The following is a 14,308-nucleotide window of genomic DNA, read 5'->3' on the forward strand; positions in this document are numbered from 1 at the left end:
GGCGAGCGCATCGAGGCTCGCCAGCGGTTCAATGAGCAAGATCGGCATTACCAAAAGAAACCTGCCTTACTGCACTTTCAGCTCAAGCAGCTCACCGCCCTCCTTGCTCAGACGCTCCAGATACGCGCCGGCCTCCAGCAACTGATAAGGAAAGTAAAGACCTGCCGGCGTCGGAGCTCGACCGTCGAGCCCAAGCAATCGCTCCAGCAGCATCGCGATACTCAAACCCGTGAGTGCTGCGGCGCCCTTCGGGTGAACAAGAGCATGCCGGGTGTGCAACGGCCGCCCGTTGCGATCCTCGCCAAGCATTTCGATAAGAATTTCGGTCGACATCGGCCGACCCGCGCGCCGCGAAGAACTGACCCCGCTGGCGAGATTGAATTGCACATTCGGCGCATCGGTGGCCGCCGCCAGCCCAGTGACGTCGATGGATGAAAAACCGGTGGCTGGCATTTTTGTTCCGTCCAACGCGCGGAAGCTGACATTCGAATACTCGCCTTCGCGCCAAATGTAATCCCCGTCGCGCCGAGTCAGGGCGGCGGGCAGCATCTTGTTCAGGTGTTCAAAATCCTCGGCCACGGCCGGCCCGCCGCCGTCCTCCTCGTCGACCAGCGCATCAATGCGGATATCGCGCACCCGGGAAAACGCCTCAGCAATGTGCAGCGCCGCCACCGTCGTCGCGCCCACCATCCACTCATAACCCAGCACGATGGGCGCCGCGTCAGGGCGATGAATGAAGCTCGCGATTTGCGGCGCAATCTCGAAAATGCCGGACGAAATGCTCAAGTGCGGCACCTTGCGTTGCTGCGCGAAACGCAGTCCGGCCAGGGAATGATCCATATAGAAAACCGCCACGCCGCTGACCGGGCGATCACCCAGCCCCAAGTCATCGGCAGAAGGATCAATGACTACGCCCTGCGCCCCGCCCATTTCCTCGGCGGCTTGTTGAGCCTTGGCCAGGTCGCGGCCGCCGATCAGTAACGGTACGTCGGGGTGCGCGGCGCGCAACGCTTCGGCAGAACGGTGGCCGATGGCGCCGGAACCACCCAGAAACAGAATCGGATGAACTGACATCAGTATCCCTCCTCGTCTTTTTGGGTTGCAACTTAGTATTGGTGCGTGCCCTGTCATGAGGGTTCCACACCATTGCCTGAGCTGGAGGACGGACCGACGAATGTCATTTTGGATGGCGCGTTGATGAGGCGTGTTTAGGAGTTTTCCCTGACTGTTTAAAAGACACGTCGCGTTACCTGCTTAAGGCTACAACGTCTTGCGCCGTTGCCTACGACTACGCCAGAATCCGCCGGCTTGTGCGTCTGGGGCGCGGGTTTTATCGTTTCCGGGTCACTGAAAAACAGTGATGGGGTTTGGTAGCCCGCTTCCATATGACGCATAACGTCACTGTGCGCAGATGTTTTTTCAGCATTTGTCTTATGGTGGCCATGCGCAGGGCGTCCTCGGGCGCGCCGGATTTTCCATATGGGCCGGTCTACCAACCTTCGTATGGCCACCACCTTTCGTTTGGTAGCGAAGGCGATGGCTCCTTAAGTCCCATATGGAGTTTCATCTATGTTCAAACCAACGCCCAACCCACCAGAAACCGATCCAGTCTCGCCCTACAAATTCCCGGACTCCCGAACCCTCAACGACGCCGCCGAGCGCGCCCTCGATTACTACCTGACGCCAACCCAACGCATCATGGGCAGCGAGCAGAAACACGCCCCCATGTTTCTGGCCAACGCCGACTACGACAGCGAGTCCCTGCTGGTTAACGCCAGCGAGTCCCTCAGTTCAGCCACCGAAATGCTCTGCAACTTCGCCGCCCTTCTGGACCCAGGCCACCGCAAAACTGCGCTGGGCATTGCGCAAGTGGTGATGCTGGGGGAATTGGCGGTGAATCGAGCGCTGGATAAGGTTGTGCCGGTGGATTGAGGGGTGATCCCTTTGTGGCGGTCATGTCGCAGCCACAGAGGAAGAATATCTAACGCGTCTGCTATCGGCCAAGGACTGCGACTCCTGGCCGATAGTTTTCGAATAAAACCAACCGGCCAAAAACATGAACCAAGATCGTTCCTAAAGACTCGCCGCAGCCGGTGCGGTAATCTCCCGAAGTCTACAAAGCACTTTCAGCCTTCATGCTTTGACATTTTGATTACACGACAAGGATGCCGTATGACTCCCTCCGCTCGATTGGGTGACAAGCATGTCTGCCCATTGCCCGGTCACGCCACTACACCGATTGCTTCCGCCAGTGGCGACGTAAACATTAACTTCATGGGATCTGCTCGCGTTGGCGATACCTGTGGCTGTGGAGCTGTGATCACCACAGGATTCCCATCCATTCAGGTGAACGGGCGCCCCATGGCCCACTTGGGCAGTCCGACTAGCCACGGCGGGACGATCATTTCCGGGTCAGGCGATGTAGGTGGTGGTTTTGCCATGGGTGATGCGGGTGGTGCGACCATCATCAACTTCATGACGCTCGGCGCGTTCCGTCCAGATGGCACTGTGGATGATGAGAAAATGGCCACGCTCCTCGCTGACCCGAAATTAAAAGAGAAAGCAGTAGCCGCAAACGCTCTTGTAACGCCCAAACCTACCCCGAAAAAGCCCAGGTCAAAGCCTGAGCCTAAAGCTGCCGTCACGTGCAAAGACCCTGACATGATGGAACAGGTGGCCAGCTATATTGCAGGGGAAATAAACCGCAACATCACCCATCCGTCCGTGCTCAAAATGAAGAAGCTGTTGAGCTACGACGCAGCAGCCGAAAACGCAGAATTTCAAAAGCTACCTTTGTATGCACGCCTTGCCCCACCTAACTTCCAAGCAATTGCACTTGCTAACACTGTCACTGCAATGGGCCTTTGGGCTGAGCGGGTAGGTCAAAATCGGCCTTGGGATCATAAGGTGACAATTGGGCAAAAGTTCGGTGGTCCTTGGCAGAAGCAAGGTCAGGTCGATTACTTCTACGACATCTGGTCGAACATCCACTATGGCTACGTGGGGCGCTACGGTGGGCTTTCTGAGGAGGTTCTTCTGGACGGCGCCGGTCTTGAGCAAGTGGCATCTGACTCCCTTCGTAAAATTCAGAAGTGGAACGAACGTAAAGGGCCTCACCGCTCAGCGGATATCGAAGGCATGCGGGCTTGGGACGACATAGGCGACCGAGTCTCGATCAGCATTGGCGTCAAACTCTACAAGCAGCACCCCAACGGAGGGATTACGGCAAAAATGGTAATGGGCGAAGTTTTAGCACTACCACGTTCAAGCTGGGGGGACGGCACACGTGACCACGTCTGCAAATAAACCGAAACGGCATTTCTGGCGCTGGGCGGTGGCGTTGTTGCTCGCCCCCATCGTCTTTTGGTATGTCGCCACACCACAAGTGAGCTTCCACTTCTCAGAGAAGGGACAGGGTCGCCTCGGTTACATTTTGAATGTTCAACACGACATCTCAAAGGGCGAGATCTATCCGGGTGAAGTCACGGGTGGTGCAGGACATATTTTCCCGAACAGCCAGTTTTTTATGGAGTTTGACTGGAACAACGGTGGGAAATCACATTGCATCCGGGTTAAGCCGAAATGGCCGAATACTGATGTTTACATCGGGGAGGATGGGGCTATCGATAGCCGAACCGATGGCAAAGCGATTGAAGCCTGTGGGGCGTTTCCAGAGTAGATAAGGTCGAAGGGATCATGCGAGACCAGACCATGTATCACCGCGTGGTCTGCCCCAAACCCTTCCCCGGGTTCTAGAAATAAAACCTACTGTTTTTTGTTGCAGAACAGACCGGCGAGCGTCATTTTGAACGACATGTTTAGGATTTTTCCGTCACTGTTTAAAAGACACGTCGCGTTACCTGCTTAAGGCTACAACGTCTTGCGCCGTTGCCTACGACTACGCCAGAATCCGCCGGCTTGTGCGCCTTGAGGGCCACCGGTAACTTGGCTCGCATCACTGATTCCCAGTGATCGGGTTTAGTAGCCCGTGGTAAATGAAAGTGCACAAGCGTCCATCAAAAGGTATTCACGTACCTGCACTTGATGGCGGCTGTGCGTAGGGCGCCCTCGGGCGCGCCGGCTTTCTTCTTTTCCCCGGTCTACTAACCTGCGTACAGCTGCCACCCCCTGTTTAGTAGCTCGGTGCGGCGGCCACACCACAGGAAAAAGAAGAAGATGTTCAAGATCACGCCGAACCCGCCGGAAACAGATCCGGCCTCCCCCTACGAGTCACCCGACTCCAAGAAATTCCACGAAGCCGCCGAACGCGCCCTCGACTACTATCTAACGCCCACCCAACGCATCATGGGCAGCGAGCAGAAACACGCCCCCATGTTTCTGGCCAACGCCGACTACGACAGCGAGTCCCTGCTGGTTAACGCCAGCGAGTCCCTCAGCTCAGCCACCGAAATGCTCTGCAACTTCGCCGCCCTCCTGGACCCAGGCCACCGCAAAACTGCGCTGGGCATTGCGCAAGTGGTGATGCTGGGGGAATTGGCGGTGAATCAAGCGCTGGATAAGGTTGTGCCGGTGGATTGAGGGGTGATCCCTTTGTGGCGGCGGTCAGGTATCCGCCACAGAGGGATCAAGAACGCTTAATGCGCCTGCTTTTGGCCAAGAGCCGACAGTCTCTGTCATTGCGAGCAGCTCATCGGCCGACAATGCCTTGGCCGGTGTCACTCCTTGGTCAGATCAACCAATGGCGTCTGCCGCACCTCGGTCTCGCGTCCACCCTGGATTTCGCTCACCTGCTTCAAGGCCTTATCCACTGCCGCCTTATCCGCCAACAAGCTGTAGCTGATGCGGAACTGCTTGTGTTCCTTCGGCCCGATTGTCGGCACCAGGTTCAGTGGCCGCTGATAACGGCGGTTGTAGGAAAAACTTGTCCCCGGCTCCAGCCCTGTGACATATCCCTGGCCTTGGGTATCGGTGTTTTTCCACAGGGAAAACACCGGCAGTGTTTGCGTATTGAAGCCAACCGAAACGCCCAGGCTGCCGGCTTTGTTATGCAACACGGTCAACGTATCGCCCTTGGCATCGGCGTACGGCACCACGTTGTAAACCGTTTCGTCGTAGTCCTTGGTCGGTGCGCGGTAGGTTTGCCATTCGGGCAGATCGCCCTTGGCTTTGTCGTTGAACGGCGACACTTGCTTCACTGGCGCGGCGAAACGAGCGCCCTGCTCCAGGAACGGGGTGCTGAAGTTACTGTGATACAGCGCCTGGTATTCCTTCGGATAGTCGCCGTTGTTGGTCAGGGTGTCGTTGAGGGCGAACACGACGCTGCCGGGTTCGGTGAGCAGTTCCGTCGCGACGGAGAAGTCGACCTTCTTGAACGCCTGCTCTTTCAGTTCGCCGCGCAGGGTGATGGCGTACGGTGGTGTTTCATCGATGTGCAGGGTGACTTTGTTCGCAGGAATGTTGGCGGCTCGACCGTGCAGGGTCAGCAGTTCGCCGTTGTCGACGCCGGGGTGGCCGACCCATTCGTACCCGCAGCGGGTGACCAGCTCATTGAAACCTTCCAGCCAGCCCAGACCACCGCGGCCATTGAGTTCGATGAAGGACGGATTGACCACTTCCTTGACCGGCGAATCCCAGCCCATGCGCACATTGCCGACCGAGGCCTGCAGGACATTCATTCCCCGTGTCGGCACTACCGAGAGTTTCATCGTACCGTTATCGATGTCGACAATGCTGACGCCCTCCTGCCGACCGCCATGCAAGGTGCGCAGGGTAACGCTGAAGGGTTTGTCGGTTTTTATGCCGAGTTGCTGGCTGGTGATCTGCCAGTTCTGGGCGGCTTTGTCGGTGTCGAGCAGAACGTAATCCCAGGCCATGGCGTGGGAGGCAGCGGACAGTGCGCTGAGGGCAACAACGAGTTTGAGCGGGGTCATGGCAGCAGCCTTTCTTGGAGTTGTGCGCTTTTTATAAACTGGGTGAAACGTTTCAGCAAGCTTAAATGGTGACGCTACGCTGGTGTATGTCGAGAAAGATTTTGGATAACCCGGAAAATCGAATCGACCCACTGTCGCAAATCCGCCGCTAACTTCTCACGCTCTCTGGAAACCACCGCCACCGGCCCATTCGCCGACGGTCAGCAGATAGTGGCCGCTCAGGGACGTCCGATTTCGGCCAGAAGCGACCGGTCTGCCTGATAAATAAATCCGTCCCCATTCCAGCCGGCAATGAGTTCCCCTTCCTTGAACCGTGAAGGCAATGTGATAGCATGCGTTCGCCCCCCGGAGAGGGGGAATTTTTCTACATCCTGCAAGGAATATGCCCCCGTGAAAGACTTCGTTATCAGCGTCAACAACACCGTCCTCTATCTCTCCCTGGCGTTCATCTGGCTGGTCGCTATCGTCGCGATTTTCACCAGCGGGTTCCTCCCGGCGCTGGGTATCTTCGTGGCCGGCACCCTGTGCTGGTGCATCATTTCCGGCTTCTGGTTCGTCCAGTCGGCGACCTACGAAGAACTGCGCAAGCTAAACGCAAACAAAGGCTGAAACGTCAGGGTGGAGCCGTAAGTGTCCCGCCCTACCCTGAGCGCTTGGTTCCGTGCCGAGCGCTCTCGCCCACTGCGAATGACTCGCATAAATCCCGCATTCTCCGAAATCCTGAAATTCCCTAGCCCCGAGCGCAGAGAAAAACCTGTCATCCCCCCAAAAACCATCGTAATTTACCCGCCATAACTACAAGGTCGTTTGGGGATACACGTGGGAGCCTTCCGTTTGCTTTTGGCCGTCCTGGTCGCTGTTTCGCATATGGGCAAGACGTTCATGGGGTTCAACCCAGGAGTGGTTGCCGTGATTTCCTTCCTGCTCATCAGTGGTTTCGTGATGACCTCACTGATCGAGCGCAACTACAAGGCCCCCGAGAAAGTCGGCCGGTTCTACCTGGACCGAGCCTTGCGTCTTTATCCGCAATTCCTGTTCTATTTCTTCGTCTCTTGTGCGGTGATCTACTTCCTGCTGCCCGGCACGCCACAGTGGGCCGAACTGACCTTCAGAAACATCGCCGCGAACCTCGCGATCGTGCCCCTCGGTTTCTATATGTTCGGCGCGAGCGGAACGTGGATTTTGCCTCCGGCCTGGTCGCTCGGGCTTGAGGTGTGCTTCTACCTGGTGATCCCGTTCCTGCTCATCTACCGAGCACGGGGCGTTGCTTTCGCGTTGTCCGTCGCGGTGTTCATTCCCGCGGTCTTGGATTCATCAACACCGACTACTACGGCTACCGCCTGTTGCCGGGCGTCCTGTTTATATTCCTGTGTGGCAGCTACCTCTACAAACCGCAGGCGAAGGGTCTGGCAATCGCCACAGGCACCGCCGTGGCGGCGGCCATGATCGTCGTGGCGATCATGGCGGGCTGGATCGACCGCCGACCGTTCAACGCCGAAGTGGCCGCAGGCATTGCCCTGGGCATCCCTGCCGTGTACTGGCTGACAAAACTGAAATTTCACCGGTTTGACGAATTTCTGGGAAACATCAGCTACGGCGTGTTCCTCAATCACTTCATGGTGATTTACTTCCTGCACGGCTTTTGGCCGATCACCTCATTCGATTGGGCCAGGATTGCAACGGTATTGGTGCTGTCATTCTTGTTGAGTGGTGTTTCCTACTATTGCGTCGAGCGGCCGGCGTTGAAGTTTCGGCATACGCTTCGGGCCGGTTCCAAGGATCGAGTCAGGGACATTCACGGGGGTGAAGCAGCGGTTTGACATCGTCGGGAGGCAGATCACGCGTCTAAACGGGGTCTGTCCCTTATATCCACGGCTCTGCCTGAGGCAGTTATTCGCGAACAACTGCTTGCGGCGCTATGATCGCAACACCCGACCTCTCGAACACAAACCCTATGCCCTCCGAAAAAAACCGACCGACCCCCGCCCCGTTCCTCAACCCCGGCGAATCCGTGGTCTTGTTCGATGGCGTGTGCAAACTCTGCAATGGCTGGGCGCGTTTTTTGATTCGCCACGATCATCAACATCGCGTACGTCTGGCAGCGGTGCAGTCACCAGAGGGGCAGGCGTTGCTCGCGTGGGCCGGCCTGCCCATAGATCAATTCGACACCATGGCCGTTATTCGTGATCGTCACTACTGGGAACGTTCGGACGCGTTCCTCGAAGTCATCAGCCAACTACCCGCCCGTTGGCAGCCATTGCGCCTGCTGCGCGTATTCCCTCGTGGACTGCGCGACTGGGCCTACGATCGCATTGCGCTGAACCGCTATCGGCTGTTCGGCAAGTACGACATTTGCCTGCTGCCGAACCCTGATCATGAACAGCGCTTCCTGAAAGCCACCGCACCTACACCAGAAAGTTAAACAACTGCACCGGCGTCATCTTCGTGACCATCATCAGTACGATGACAAACATTCCGGCGAAACCCATCACACCCATCCAGAACCATTTCCGGTAGACGGCTTGATACTGCTCATCCAGCCCCGCCCCCACTTCGCTCGCACTCGTCGCCATCACACACAGCCGCTTCTGCAGGAGCAACACCGGCAACCACAGCGAGCCGACGCAGAAGAAGATGATCAGCGAGGTCAGCACCCACTCGGTGCTCATGCTCAGCCCCGACAGGCGCATCAGCAGATACCCCGTGATGATCTGCACGAACCCGGCCGGCGTGGTGATCCAGGTGTCAAAGCCCACGACCATGCGCGCAACGTGGGCAATCACTTGCGGGTTGCGCGTGCGACTGGCGGCGATCAGGTAGAGGTAGGAACCCATGCCGAAGCCGAACAGGAAGATCGCGGCGATGATGTGCAGGTACTTCAGGCACAGGTAGAGCATGTCAGCGCTGCCCGTCCGAGAACTGCACGGCCAGACTCAGGTTGTCAGGATCGTTGATCGCGGCCATGTACTCGGCGACGCTGATTTCGCCCACGCACGGTCGGGCGCCGGCCGCCGGCACGTAGCCTGAAGCCATTTTTGTCGTCAGTGCCACGGCGGCGCAGCTGGGGATTTCCGGGCCTTTGTCGTTCAGGGCAGTGAGTTGCGCGGTCATCGACAGCGGTTTGCCGTCAATGCCGAGGCCCTGCACGTCGATGTACATCGCACTTTTGCCATCGCCGAAACGCTCGAACCGCGTGCCCAGTCGATGCAGCCTGGCAGCCCACAGGGCATGGTCGCGCACCAGTCCGACTTTCAGCGCCTGAGCCAGCAGACCGTTGGCAACGCCGCCAAGTTTAAGCCCGGCGCCAGCCTTGAACTTCAGGGTCTGCGCGCCATAACGACCGGCGAAGATGTCCATGTCCGGCACATCAACGTTGGCCAGCAGCCGCGTGCCCATCTGCGGCATTTTGCGCAAGGTCAGGTCCAGCCAGCCGGACACTTCATGCACCTTGCCGTTTTTCAGTTGCTTGATCGGTTTGCCGGCGTAAGCGAGTACACCTTCGATGGTCGACAAGCCCGGCATTTTCGCCGATGAGGAAATGCCGTGTTCGATCGAGTCGATGCGGGAAAAACGCTGACGCTGTTCATCGATGATTGCCGACGACAACGTCGGCACCGAGCTGCAACCGCTGAGGATCGCCACGCCGGCCTGCTTCGCTCTCGCGTCGAGAACGTGAATGCCGTTGACGAACGTGCGGCAGTCAGCCAGGTCGCAGTAATTCACACCGGCGTCGATGCAACTTTCGGCGAGCGCATAGGATTGCCCCTGAAACGGCCCGCCGGTGTGCACGACCAGTTGAATATTCATCGCCCGCAATGCGGCTTTGAATTCGCTGCCCATGGCATCACCGCACCAGCCTTCGCAGACGTTACCCGATTGGCTGTTCAACTCATCGAGTTTGCGCTGCAATTTGCGCGGGTCACGACCCGAAAGCACCAGGCCGATGTCCGGCATCAGCGCCAGATGTCTGCACACGATGCTGCCGAAATTTCCGTAGCCACCGACCACCATCACCCTGAACGGCATGCAATTCTTCCCTAATTCAATCCTTCAAACAGGCGTGAAGGATATAGGGCCGAGCGTCAGCAAGCCATTCAATGTAGGCCTTCGCCTGCTCGCGATAACGGTGTGTCAGAAGCAAATGAACACCTGACACACCGTTATCGCGAGCAGGCGAAGGCCTACAAGGGTTTGCGGTGGAGCCGAAAGCCCTAGAAATTGATCTTGAACCCCAACATCGCGTCATACCCGTGGCTGTCACCGTCGAACCCCTGGCGATAGCCGGCCGACGCGGTAAATGTGGTGCGCTGATTGGCCTGGTAATCCACCCCGACATTCACTTCACCCCACGTGCCCTGAATGTCGGATTCGAACGGGATATACCCCGACTCGGAGGAAAACTCGGTTTTCGGCTGCCCCTTGAATTCATGCCAGATACTCGGCCGGATCCACCCATTGGTGCGCCGTGCGCTCTTGTCGACGCCTTCGGTGTCCCAGTCCTTGGCGATGCGCACGCCGGCGCGGCCGATCAGTGAATCGACGTCCTTGAAGCGAACTTTCGCGCCGACGTCATCACTGCTGTCCAGATCGACGTAGCTGTAGATCGCCTGCAATTGCGGCTCGATGTACCAGTCTTTGTCGACTTCGTACGGGTAGCCGTTTTCCAGCGATGCGGTGTAGCCCCAGCCGCGGGTTTTCAGTTTGGCCATGTCGTTGGGTTTGGCTTCGATGTCGAAGCGGTTGACTTGCAACACTCCATCCAGATACCAGCCGGAGGTGCCGAAGTGCGTCCAGTAGGCGCCGACGCCGTAAGCGCGCAAGGTGTCTTCGCCGGCGGCGCGCCGGGTGTAGTGGCTGACGCCAGCGTCGATGGTCCCGGCGGACAACGACAGCCCGGCCCGCTCGTGACTGCCGTCGGGCCGGTCCTTGCGGTAGAGGTCGGTGCCGACTTGAAACGCGGTCAGGTCATAGTTGTATTCGGGCGTGTTGCCCAAAGCGTTTTTGCGATCACCCTCCTGTTTGCCGCTGCGGTAGATCACCCGGCCCCAACCCATCGACGGCGCCAGGGTCGACTCGTCTTCCTTGGGCAACGGATCACCGCGATTCAGACGTTCCTCACCGACCCGCTCGTGAAGGGTATCGACCATCGTCCGGCCGTAAACCAGGGCCAGCGCCGGGACGGCGCCGTACAGCGACACTTCCGGGCGGTAATTCGGCACCGGGGATGGATCGGGATCAGGACCGGGAGGACCGTCCGGAGGGCCATCCGGGGGCACCGCGTCCGAACGCAGATACCAGGTGTCCTTGCCGCTACCATCCTCGGCACCTTGTTGCAGGCGATATTCGTAGGGGCCGGCGACGACACGCCGGGCCAGTTGAAACGCATTGGCGTCACTCGCGGCTTCGGATTTATTGAGCAGTTCGACCACCGCAATGCCATTGCCCTGAGTCAGTTCGCCCTGCCCGCCGACGTTGCTCACGATCACGCCGGTGGTGCGGCCACTGGCGGTGGTCGTCGAATCCACCACGAGCATGTCGGAGAGACTGTTCGTGCCGCCGCCATTCAACGTGGTGTTAAGCAGCAGCCGGCCGCCATTGGACACGAACACCCCGCCGCCATCGGTGCCAGCGGTGTTGGCCCCGCTGATCAGCAACACATTGCCGACCGTGTTGCTGCCGGCGGCGAGGTCAAGCGTGCCGCTATGGGTGAATCGGTTCACACCGAGCAACTGCCCCTGCACGGCACCGCCCAACGTTGGACTATTGGCCGTTTGTCCCAGAGGCAGATAGGCGCCGCTGGCGTTGAAGTTGACGATGCCCGTCGCCGGTTGCGCCGCCAGACGAAGCACACCGCTGTTATCGATGCTGTTGGCACCCGATGAGCCGAGATCACTGACGGCAACGCCCCAGGTATCGCGAGTACCACTGCCGCTGCTGTCGGTAAAGTTGCGCAGTGTCCAGGTGCCACTGTTGGCCAGTGAACTGGCCGCGCTGACGGCATTCACGGCGCCGGTCATTTGCCCGGTGTTGTTCAGCGTAAACGTCGTGCCCGGTGTGGTCGCATCGGCGCGTACGGCGACATCACTCAGCGCACTGATCGCACCTGAGTTGTTCAACGTCTGGCTCGCACCGCCGAGGGCGACGCCGCTGCTGTCACCTCGCCCGCCCTGAAGGGTTGCCGTGTTGGTCACGGTGGCGCTGCCGCCCTCGGTCAACGCGTCGATGGCCGACGAACCAATGCCACGAGTGGTGATCGCGCCGCTGTTGCTGACTGTCAGATCCGCTGCACCCGAGGCCGCGGCGAGAATGCCCTGACTGTTGCTGGCGCCGAGTGTCTGGATCGCGCCGCTGTTGACCACGCTTTGCGCGCCAGTGACCGACAGCGTACGGATGCCGCGCTGTTCATTGCCCCGCGCAATCAATTCCCCGCTGTTGCTGACATTCAATGTGCCCAGCCCGCTGCCCGAGTTGAAGGCATTGCCGGCCAGAATCGCCGCGCCCTGGCCGTTGACGTCGATCAGCGGGCCGTTGAACACGACACCCACGTCGCCGCCCAGCGTCAGCGCCTGGATACCAAAGGCGCCAATGCCCGTGCCGTCGCCCGAACCGGCGTTCGAGTGGGTGATGATCGTGCCGCCGGAATTGACGTTGACCGTGCCCGTCGGCGACTGCGTCGAGGCATAGATGCCGTTGGCGTTGCTGTGCAGGGTTTCGATACGGTCGCCGCGATAGTTCACCTGAACATTACCCCCGGTCGAGTCGACCCGAATGCCGCCCGCGCCGAAACCGCTGGCGAACAGATCGCCCGAGTAATCGATCAAGACATTGTTGTTTTCGGCGCTGACGATGATCGCGTAAGCCCGGGTGGTGTTGATGTCGCCGAGGACGTTGATATTGCCGCTACCGGTGATCGCGACATCACCGGTGCCGCGCTTGATCACGTAGATCGCCCGCGAACCGGCGGTATTGGCCGTGCTGCCGACGTTGATGGCGGCATTGTTGTCGATGCTGATCGAACCACTGCCGCCGACGTTGTCGTTGGCATAGATGCCGTGCGCGGCGCCGCCCGTCGTCGTGATAGCGCCACTGTTGACGATGGCGATGCTGCCGACCGTGGCAAACGAACGAATGCCGAAACCGTTGAGGCCGCTGGTAGTCAGCGTCCCGCTGTTGGTGAGGCGGGTAATACCATTGCCGCCTTCGGTGAACAGACCAAACGCGTTCATGCCGATGCTTTGAACGTTCGCTGCATTGATCAGTGTGGTGTTGCCATTGACTGCGCGGGTATGCACGCCGGCGTGGTTGCCAATGCCTGCCGTGGGCAACGTTTCATCGCCGATCGGAGACCCGGCCGACAGTGCATCATCGTTGTTGACCAGAATGCTCACGCCACTCCCGACACTAACGTTGGTCTCGCCGCTGCCCGTGGCTTTGCTCCAGATACCGTTGCCGCCGAGCAAGGTGATCTGGCCGCTGCCCTGATGGTTCAGATTGATCGCGCCGCCGCCGCTGGCATTGATGTCGATGCCGTCGTGTTCATTGCCGACCACGGTGTTGAGGATGTTCAGCGTGGTACCGGAACTCACTGAAAACGTCGACGACCCGGCGCTGGCGTTGGTCATTGCCATCGCGTCCAGGCCACTGCCGCCGACATTCACAGTGTTGGTCCCGCCGTTGACGCTAAGGCTAGCGTTGCCAGTGGCGCCGATGACATTGGCAAACACCGCGTTGGCAGCCGTCGGGGGTGTGCTGTCCACCGTGGTGCCACTGAGTGTCAGCGTGGTGTTGGCATTGTTGCCGCGACTGTTCAGCGAGGAGCCGGCGGTGGTGCTGATGGTGGTGCCCGTCTGAGTGCTGATCGACGCATCGACACCGGAGGCAGGCAAGCAGGTTTGCGAGACGTTATAGGCACCCGCCGCCAATGGCCCGCACGCGGCCTGCGCATCTGCGAGCATCAGGGTGTTGGCCATGGCGACCAGTAACGCATTGCGGATGAAATGCGGGGCGTGCCCGCCGTAAGAATGGCCGCTGGCACCTTGCATGAAAACCTCCCTGTTCAGCGTGTCTGGCGTATCCCTCACGCCTGTCGACGCCGCGCGATATTGCGCTGTGATGACCGCTATAGACCTTAGTAGTTATTTCCAAAGTTGGTAATTCGCGGACCAAGAGTCGGCACCGGCAAGTTGACGAACGGTCTGTCGAATGTTCAGATGCCGCCCAGTTTCAGGTGTCCCATGCCGCCGTGCATGGGGTGAAACGGGAAACCGGTACGTTCTTTTCGAACAAGTCCGGTGCTGCCCCCGCAACGGTATGCGCGTGATGCTTTCGATACACCACTGTGGCCAGACGGCCATGGGAAGGTGAAAGCCTCGATACGCGCGAGCCCGGAGACCGGCCTGAAATTTTGTTTGGCAAAA

11 protein-coding genes, 1 pseudogene and 1 riboswitch are annotated in these 14,308 nt (G+C 59.0%); of the genes and pseudogenes, 7 read left to right on the forward strand and 5 right to left on the reverse strand.

Annotated elements, in window-relative coordinates; translation table 11 throughout:
• Positions 1-66: 66 nt before the first annotated feature.
• On the reverse strand, positions 67-1,074 hold the full coding sequence (locus tag AC5SEM_RS12805; RefSeq protein WP_495473199.1) for an NAD(P)-dependent oxidoreductase: 1,008 nt from the start codon (positions 1,072-1,074) through the stop codon (positions 67-69).
• Between the two features lie 495 nt (positions 1,075-1,569).
• Between AC5SEM_RS12805 and AC5SEM_RS12810 the strand changes: the two genes are divergently transcribed.
• From AC5SEM_RS12810 to AC5SEM_RS12825, 4 genes are all read left to right on the forward strand, one after another.
• The gene (locus AC5SEM_RS12810; protein ID WP_495473200.1) at positions 1,570-1,932 is read left to right on the forward strand and encodes a DUF6124 family protein; all 363 of its coding nucleotides are present in this window, start codon (positions 1,570-1,572) and stop codon (positions 1,930-1,932) included.
• Positions 1,933-2,172: 240 nt separating this feature from the next.
• On the forward strand, positions 2,173-3,306 hold the full coding sequence (locus AC5SEM_RS12815; RefSeq protein WP_495473201.1) for a polymorphic toxin type 44 domain-containing protein: 1,134 nt from the start codon (positions 2,173-2,175) through the stop codon (positions 3,304-3,306).
• The gene (locus AC5SEM_RS12820) at positions 3,287-3,679 is read left to right on the forward strand and encodes a hypothetical protein (protein WP_495473202.1); all 393 of its coding nucleotides are present in this window, start codon (positions 3,287-3,289) and stop codon (positions 3,677-3,679) included. Before AC5SEM_RS12815 ends, AC5SEM_RS12820 begins: the two co-directional genes overlap by 20 nt.
• A 497-nt stretch (positions 3,680-4,176) precedes the next feature.
• Positions 4,177-4,539: a DUF6124 family protein gene (locus AC5SEM_RS12825; RefSeq protein ID WP_495473203.1), complete on the forward strand. Its 363-nt coding sequence runs from the start codon at positions 4,177-4,179 to the stop codon at positions 4,537-4,539.
• Positions 4,540-4,676: 137 nt separating this feature from the next.
• Here the strand turns inward: AC5SEM_RS12825 and AC5SEM_RS12830 are convergent, their stop codons facing one another.
• Positions 4,677-5,891: an aldose 1-epimerase family protein gene (locus tag AC5SEM_RS12830; RefSeq protein ID WP_495473204.1), complete on the reverse strand. Its 1,215-nt coding sequence runs from the start codon at positions 5,889-5,891 to the stop codon at positions 4,677-4,679.
• A gap of 390 nt (positions 5,892-6,281) precedes the next feature.
• On the opposite strand from AC5SEM_RS12830, the gene AC5SEM_RS12835 reads away from it, so the two are divergent.
• From AC5SEM_RS12835 to AC5SEM_RS12845, 3 genes and pseudogenes are all read left to right on the forward strand, one after another.
• Complete coding sequence (locus AC5SEM_RS12835; protein WP_007916145.1) at positions 6,282-6,500, forward strand: hypothetical protein; 219 nt, start codon at positions 6,282-6,284, stop codon at positions 6,498-6,500.
• A 210-nt stretch (positions 6,501-6,710) separates the two neighbouring features.
• Positions 6,711-7,711, forward strand: a pseudogene (locus AC5SEM_RS12840) (acyltransferase family protein).
• Positions 7,712-7,845: 134 nt separating this feature from the next.
• Complete coding sequence (locus AC5SEM_RS12845) at positions 7,846-8,313, forward strand: thiol-disulfide oxidoreductase DCC family protein (RefSeq protein ID WP_495473205.1); 468 nt, start codon at positions 7,846-7,848, stop codon at positions 8,311-8,313.
• Here the strand turns inward: AC5SEM_RS12845 and AC5SEM_RS12850 are convergent.
• The 3 genes from AC5SEM_RS12850 to AC5SEM_RS12860 all read right to left on the reverse strand — a co-directional run bounded on the left by AC5SEM_RS12850 (position 8,297) and on the right by AC5SEM_RS12860 (position 13,933).
• Positions 8,297-8,788, reverse strand: a complete 492-nt coding sequence (locus AC5SEM_RS12850; RefSeq protein ID WP_212621783.1) for a DUF2269 family protein — start codon at positions 8,786-8,788, stop codon at positions 8,297-8,299. The genes AC5SEM_RS12845 and AC5SEM_RS12850 overlap by 17 nt on opposite strands.
• A 1-nt stretch (position 8,789) precedes the next feature.
• Positions 8,790-9,917 (reverse strand): saccharopine dehydrogenase family protein, encoded by a 1,128-nt coding sequence (locus AC5SEM_RS12855; RefSeq protein ID WP_495473206.1) that lies wholly within the window; start codon positions 9,915-9,917, stop codon positions 8,790-8,792.
• A gap of 185 nt (positions 9,918-10,102) precedes the next feature.
• A complete protein-coding gene (locus tag AC5SEM_RS12860) occupies positions 10,103-13,933 on the reverse strand; it encodes an autotransporter outer membrane beta-barrel domain-containing protein (protein ID WP_495473207.1) in 3,831 nt (1,276 codons plus the stop codon).
• A 166-nt stretch (positions 13,934-14,099) separates the two neighbouring features.
• A riboswitch (cobalamin riboswitch) is annotated at positions 14,100-14,305 on the forward strand.
• The last annotated feature ends 3 nt before the right edge of the window (positions 14,306-14,308 follow it).

It is taken from the genome of Pseudomonas sp. CH61 (assembly GCF_059429415.1).

What these genes read in the sequence shown, in the direction of transcription:
- AC5SEM_RS12805 (WP_495473199.1), bottom strand. Translation starts at nt 1,074, where the DNA reads ATGTCAGTTCATCCGATTCTGTTTCTGGGTGGTTCCGGCGCCATCGGC.
- AC5SEM_RS12810 (WP_495473200.1), top strand. Translation starts at nt 1,570, where the DNA reads ATGTTCAAACCAACGCCCAACCCACCAGAAACCGATCCAGTCTCGCCC.
- AC5SEM_RS12815 (WP_495473201.1), top strand. Translation starts at nt 2,173, where the DNA reads ATGACTCCCTCCGCTCGATTGGGTGACAAGCATGTCTGCCCATTGCCC.
- AC5SEM_RS12825 (WP_495473203.1), top strand. Translation starts at nt 4,177, where the DNA reads ATGTTCAAGATCACGCCGAACCCGCCGGAAACAGATCCGGCCTCCCCC.
- AC5SEM_RS12830 (WP_495473204.1), bottom strand. Translation starts at nt 5,891, where the DNA reads ATGACCCCGCTCAAACTCGTTGTTGCCCTCAGCGCACTGTCCGCTGCC.
- AC5SEM_RS12845 (WP_495473205.1), top strand. Translation starts at nt 7,846, where the DNA reads ATGCCCTCCGAAAAAAACCGACCGACCCCCGCCCCGTTCCTCAACCCC.
- AC5SEM_RS12850 (WP_212621783.1), bottom strand. Translation starts at nt 8,788, where the DNA reads ATGCTCTACCTGTGCCTGAAGTACCTGCACATCATCGCCGCGATCTTC.
- AC5SEM_RS12855 (WP_495473206.1), bottom strand. Translation starts at nt 9,917, where the DNA reads ATGCCGTTCAGGGTGATGGTGGTCGGTGGCTACGGAAATTTCGGCAGC.
- AC5SEM_RS12860 (WP_495473207.1), bottom strand. Translation starts at nt 13,933, where the DNA reads ATGCAAGGTGCCAGCGGCCATTCTTACGGCGGGCACGCCCCGCATTTC.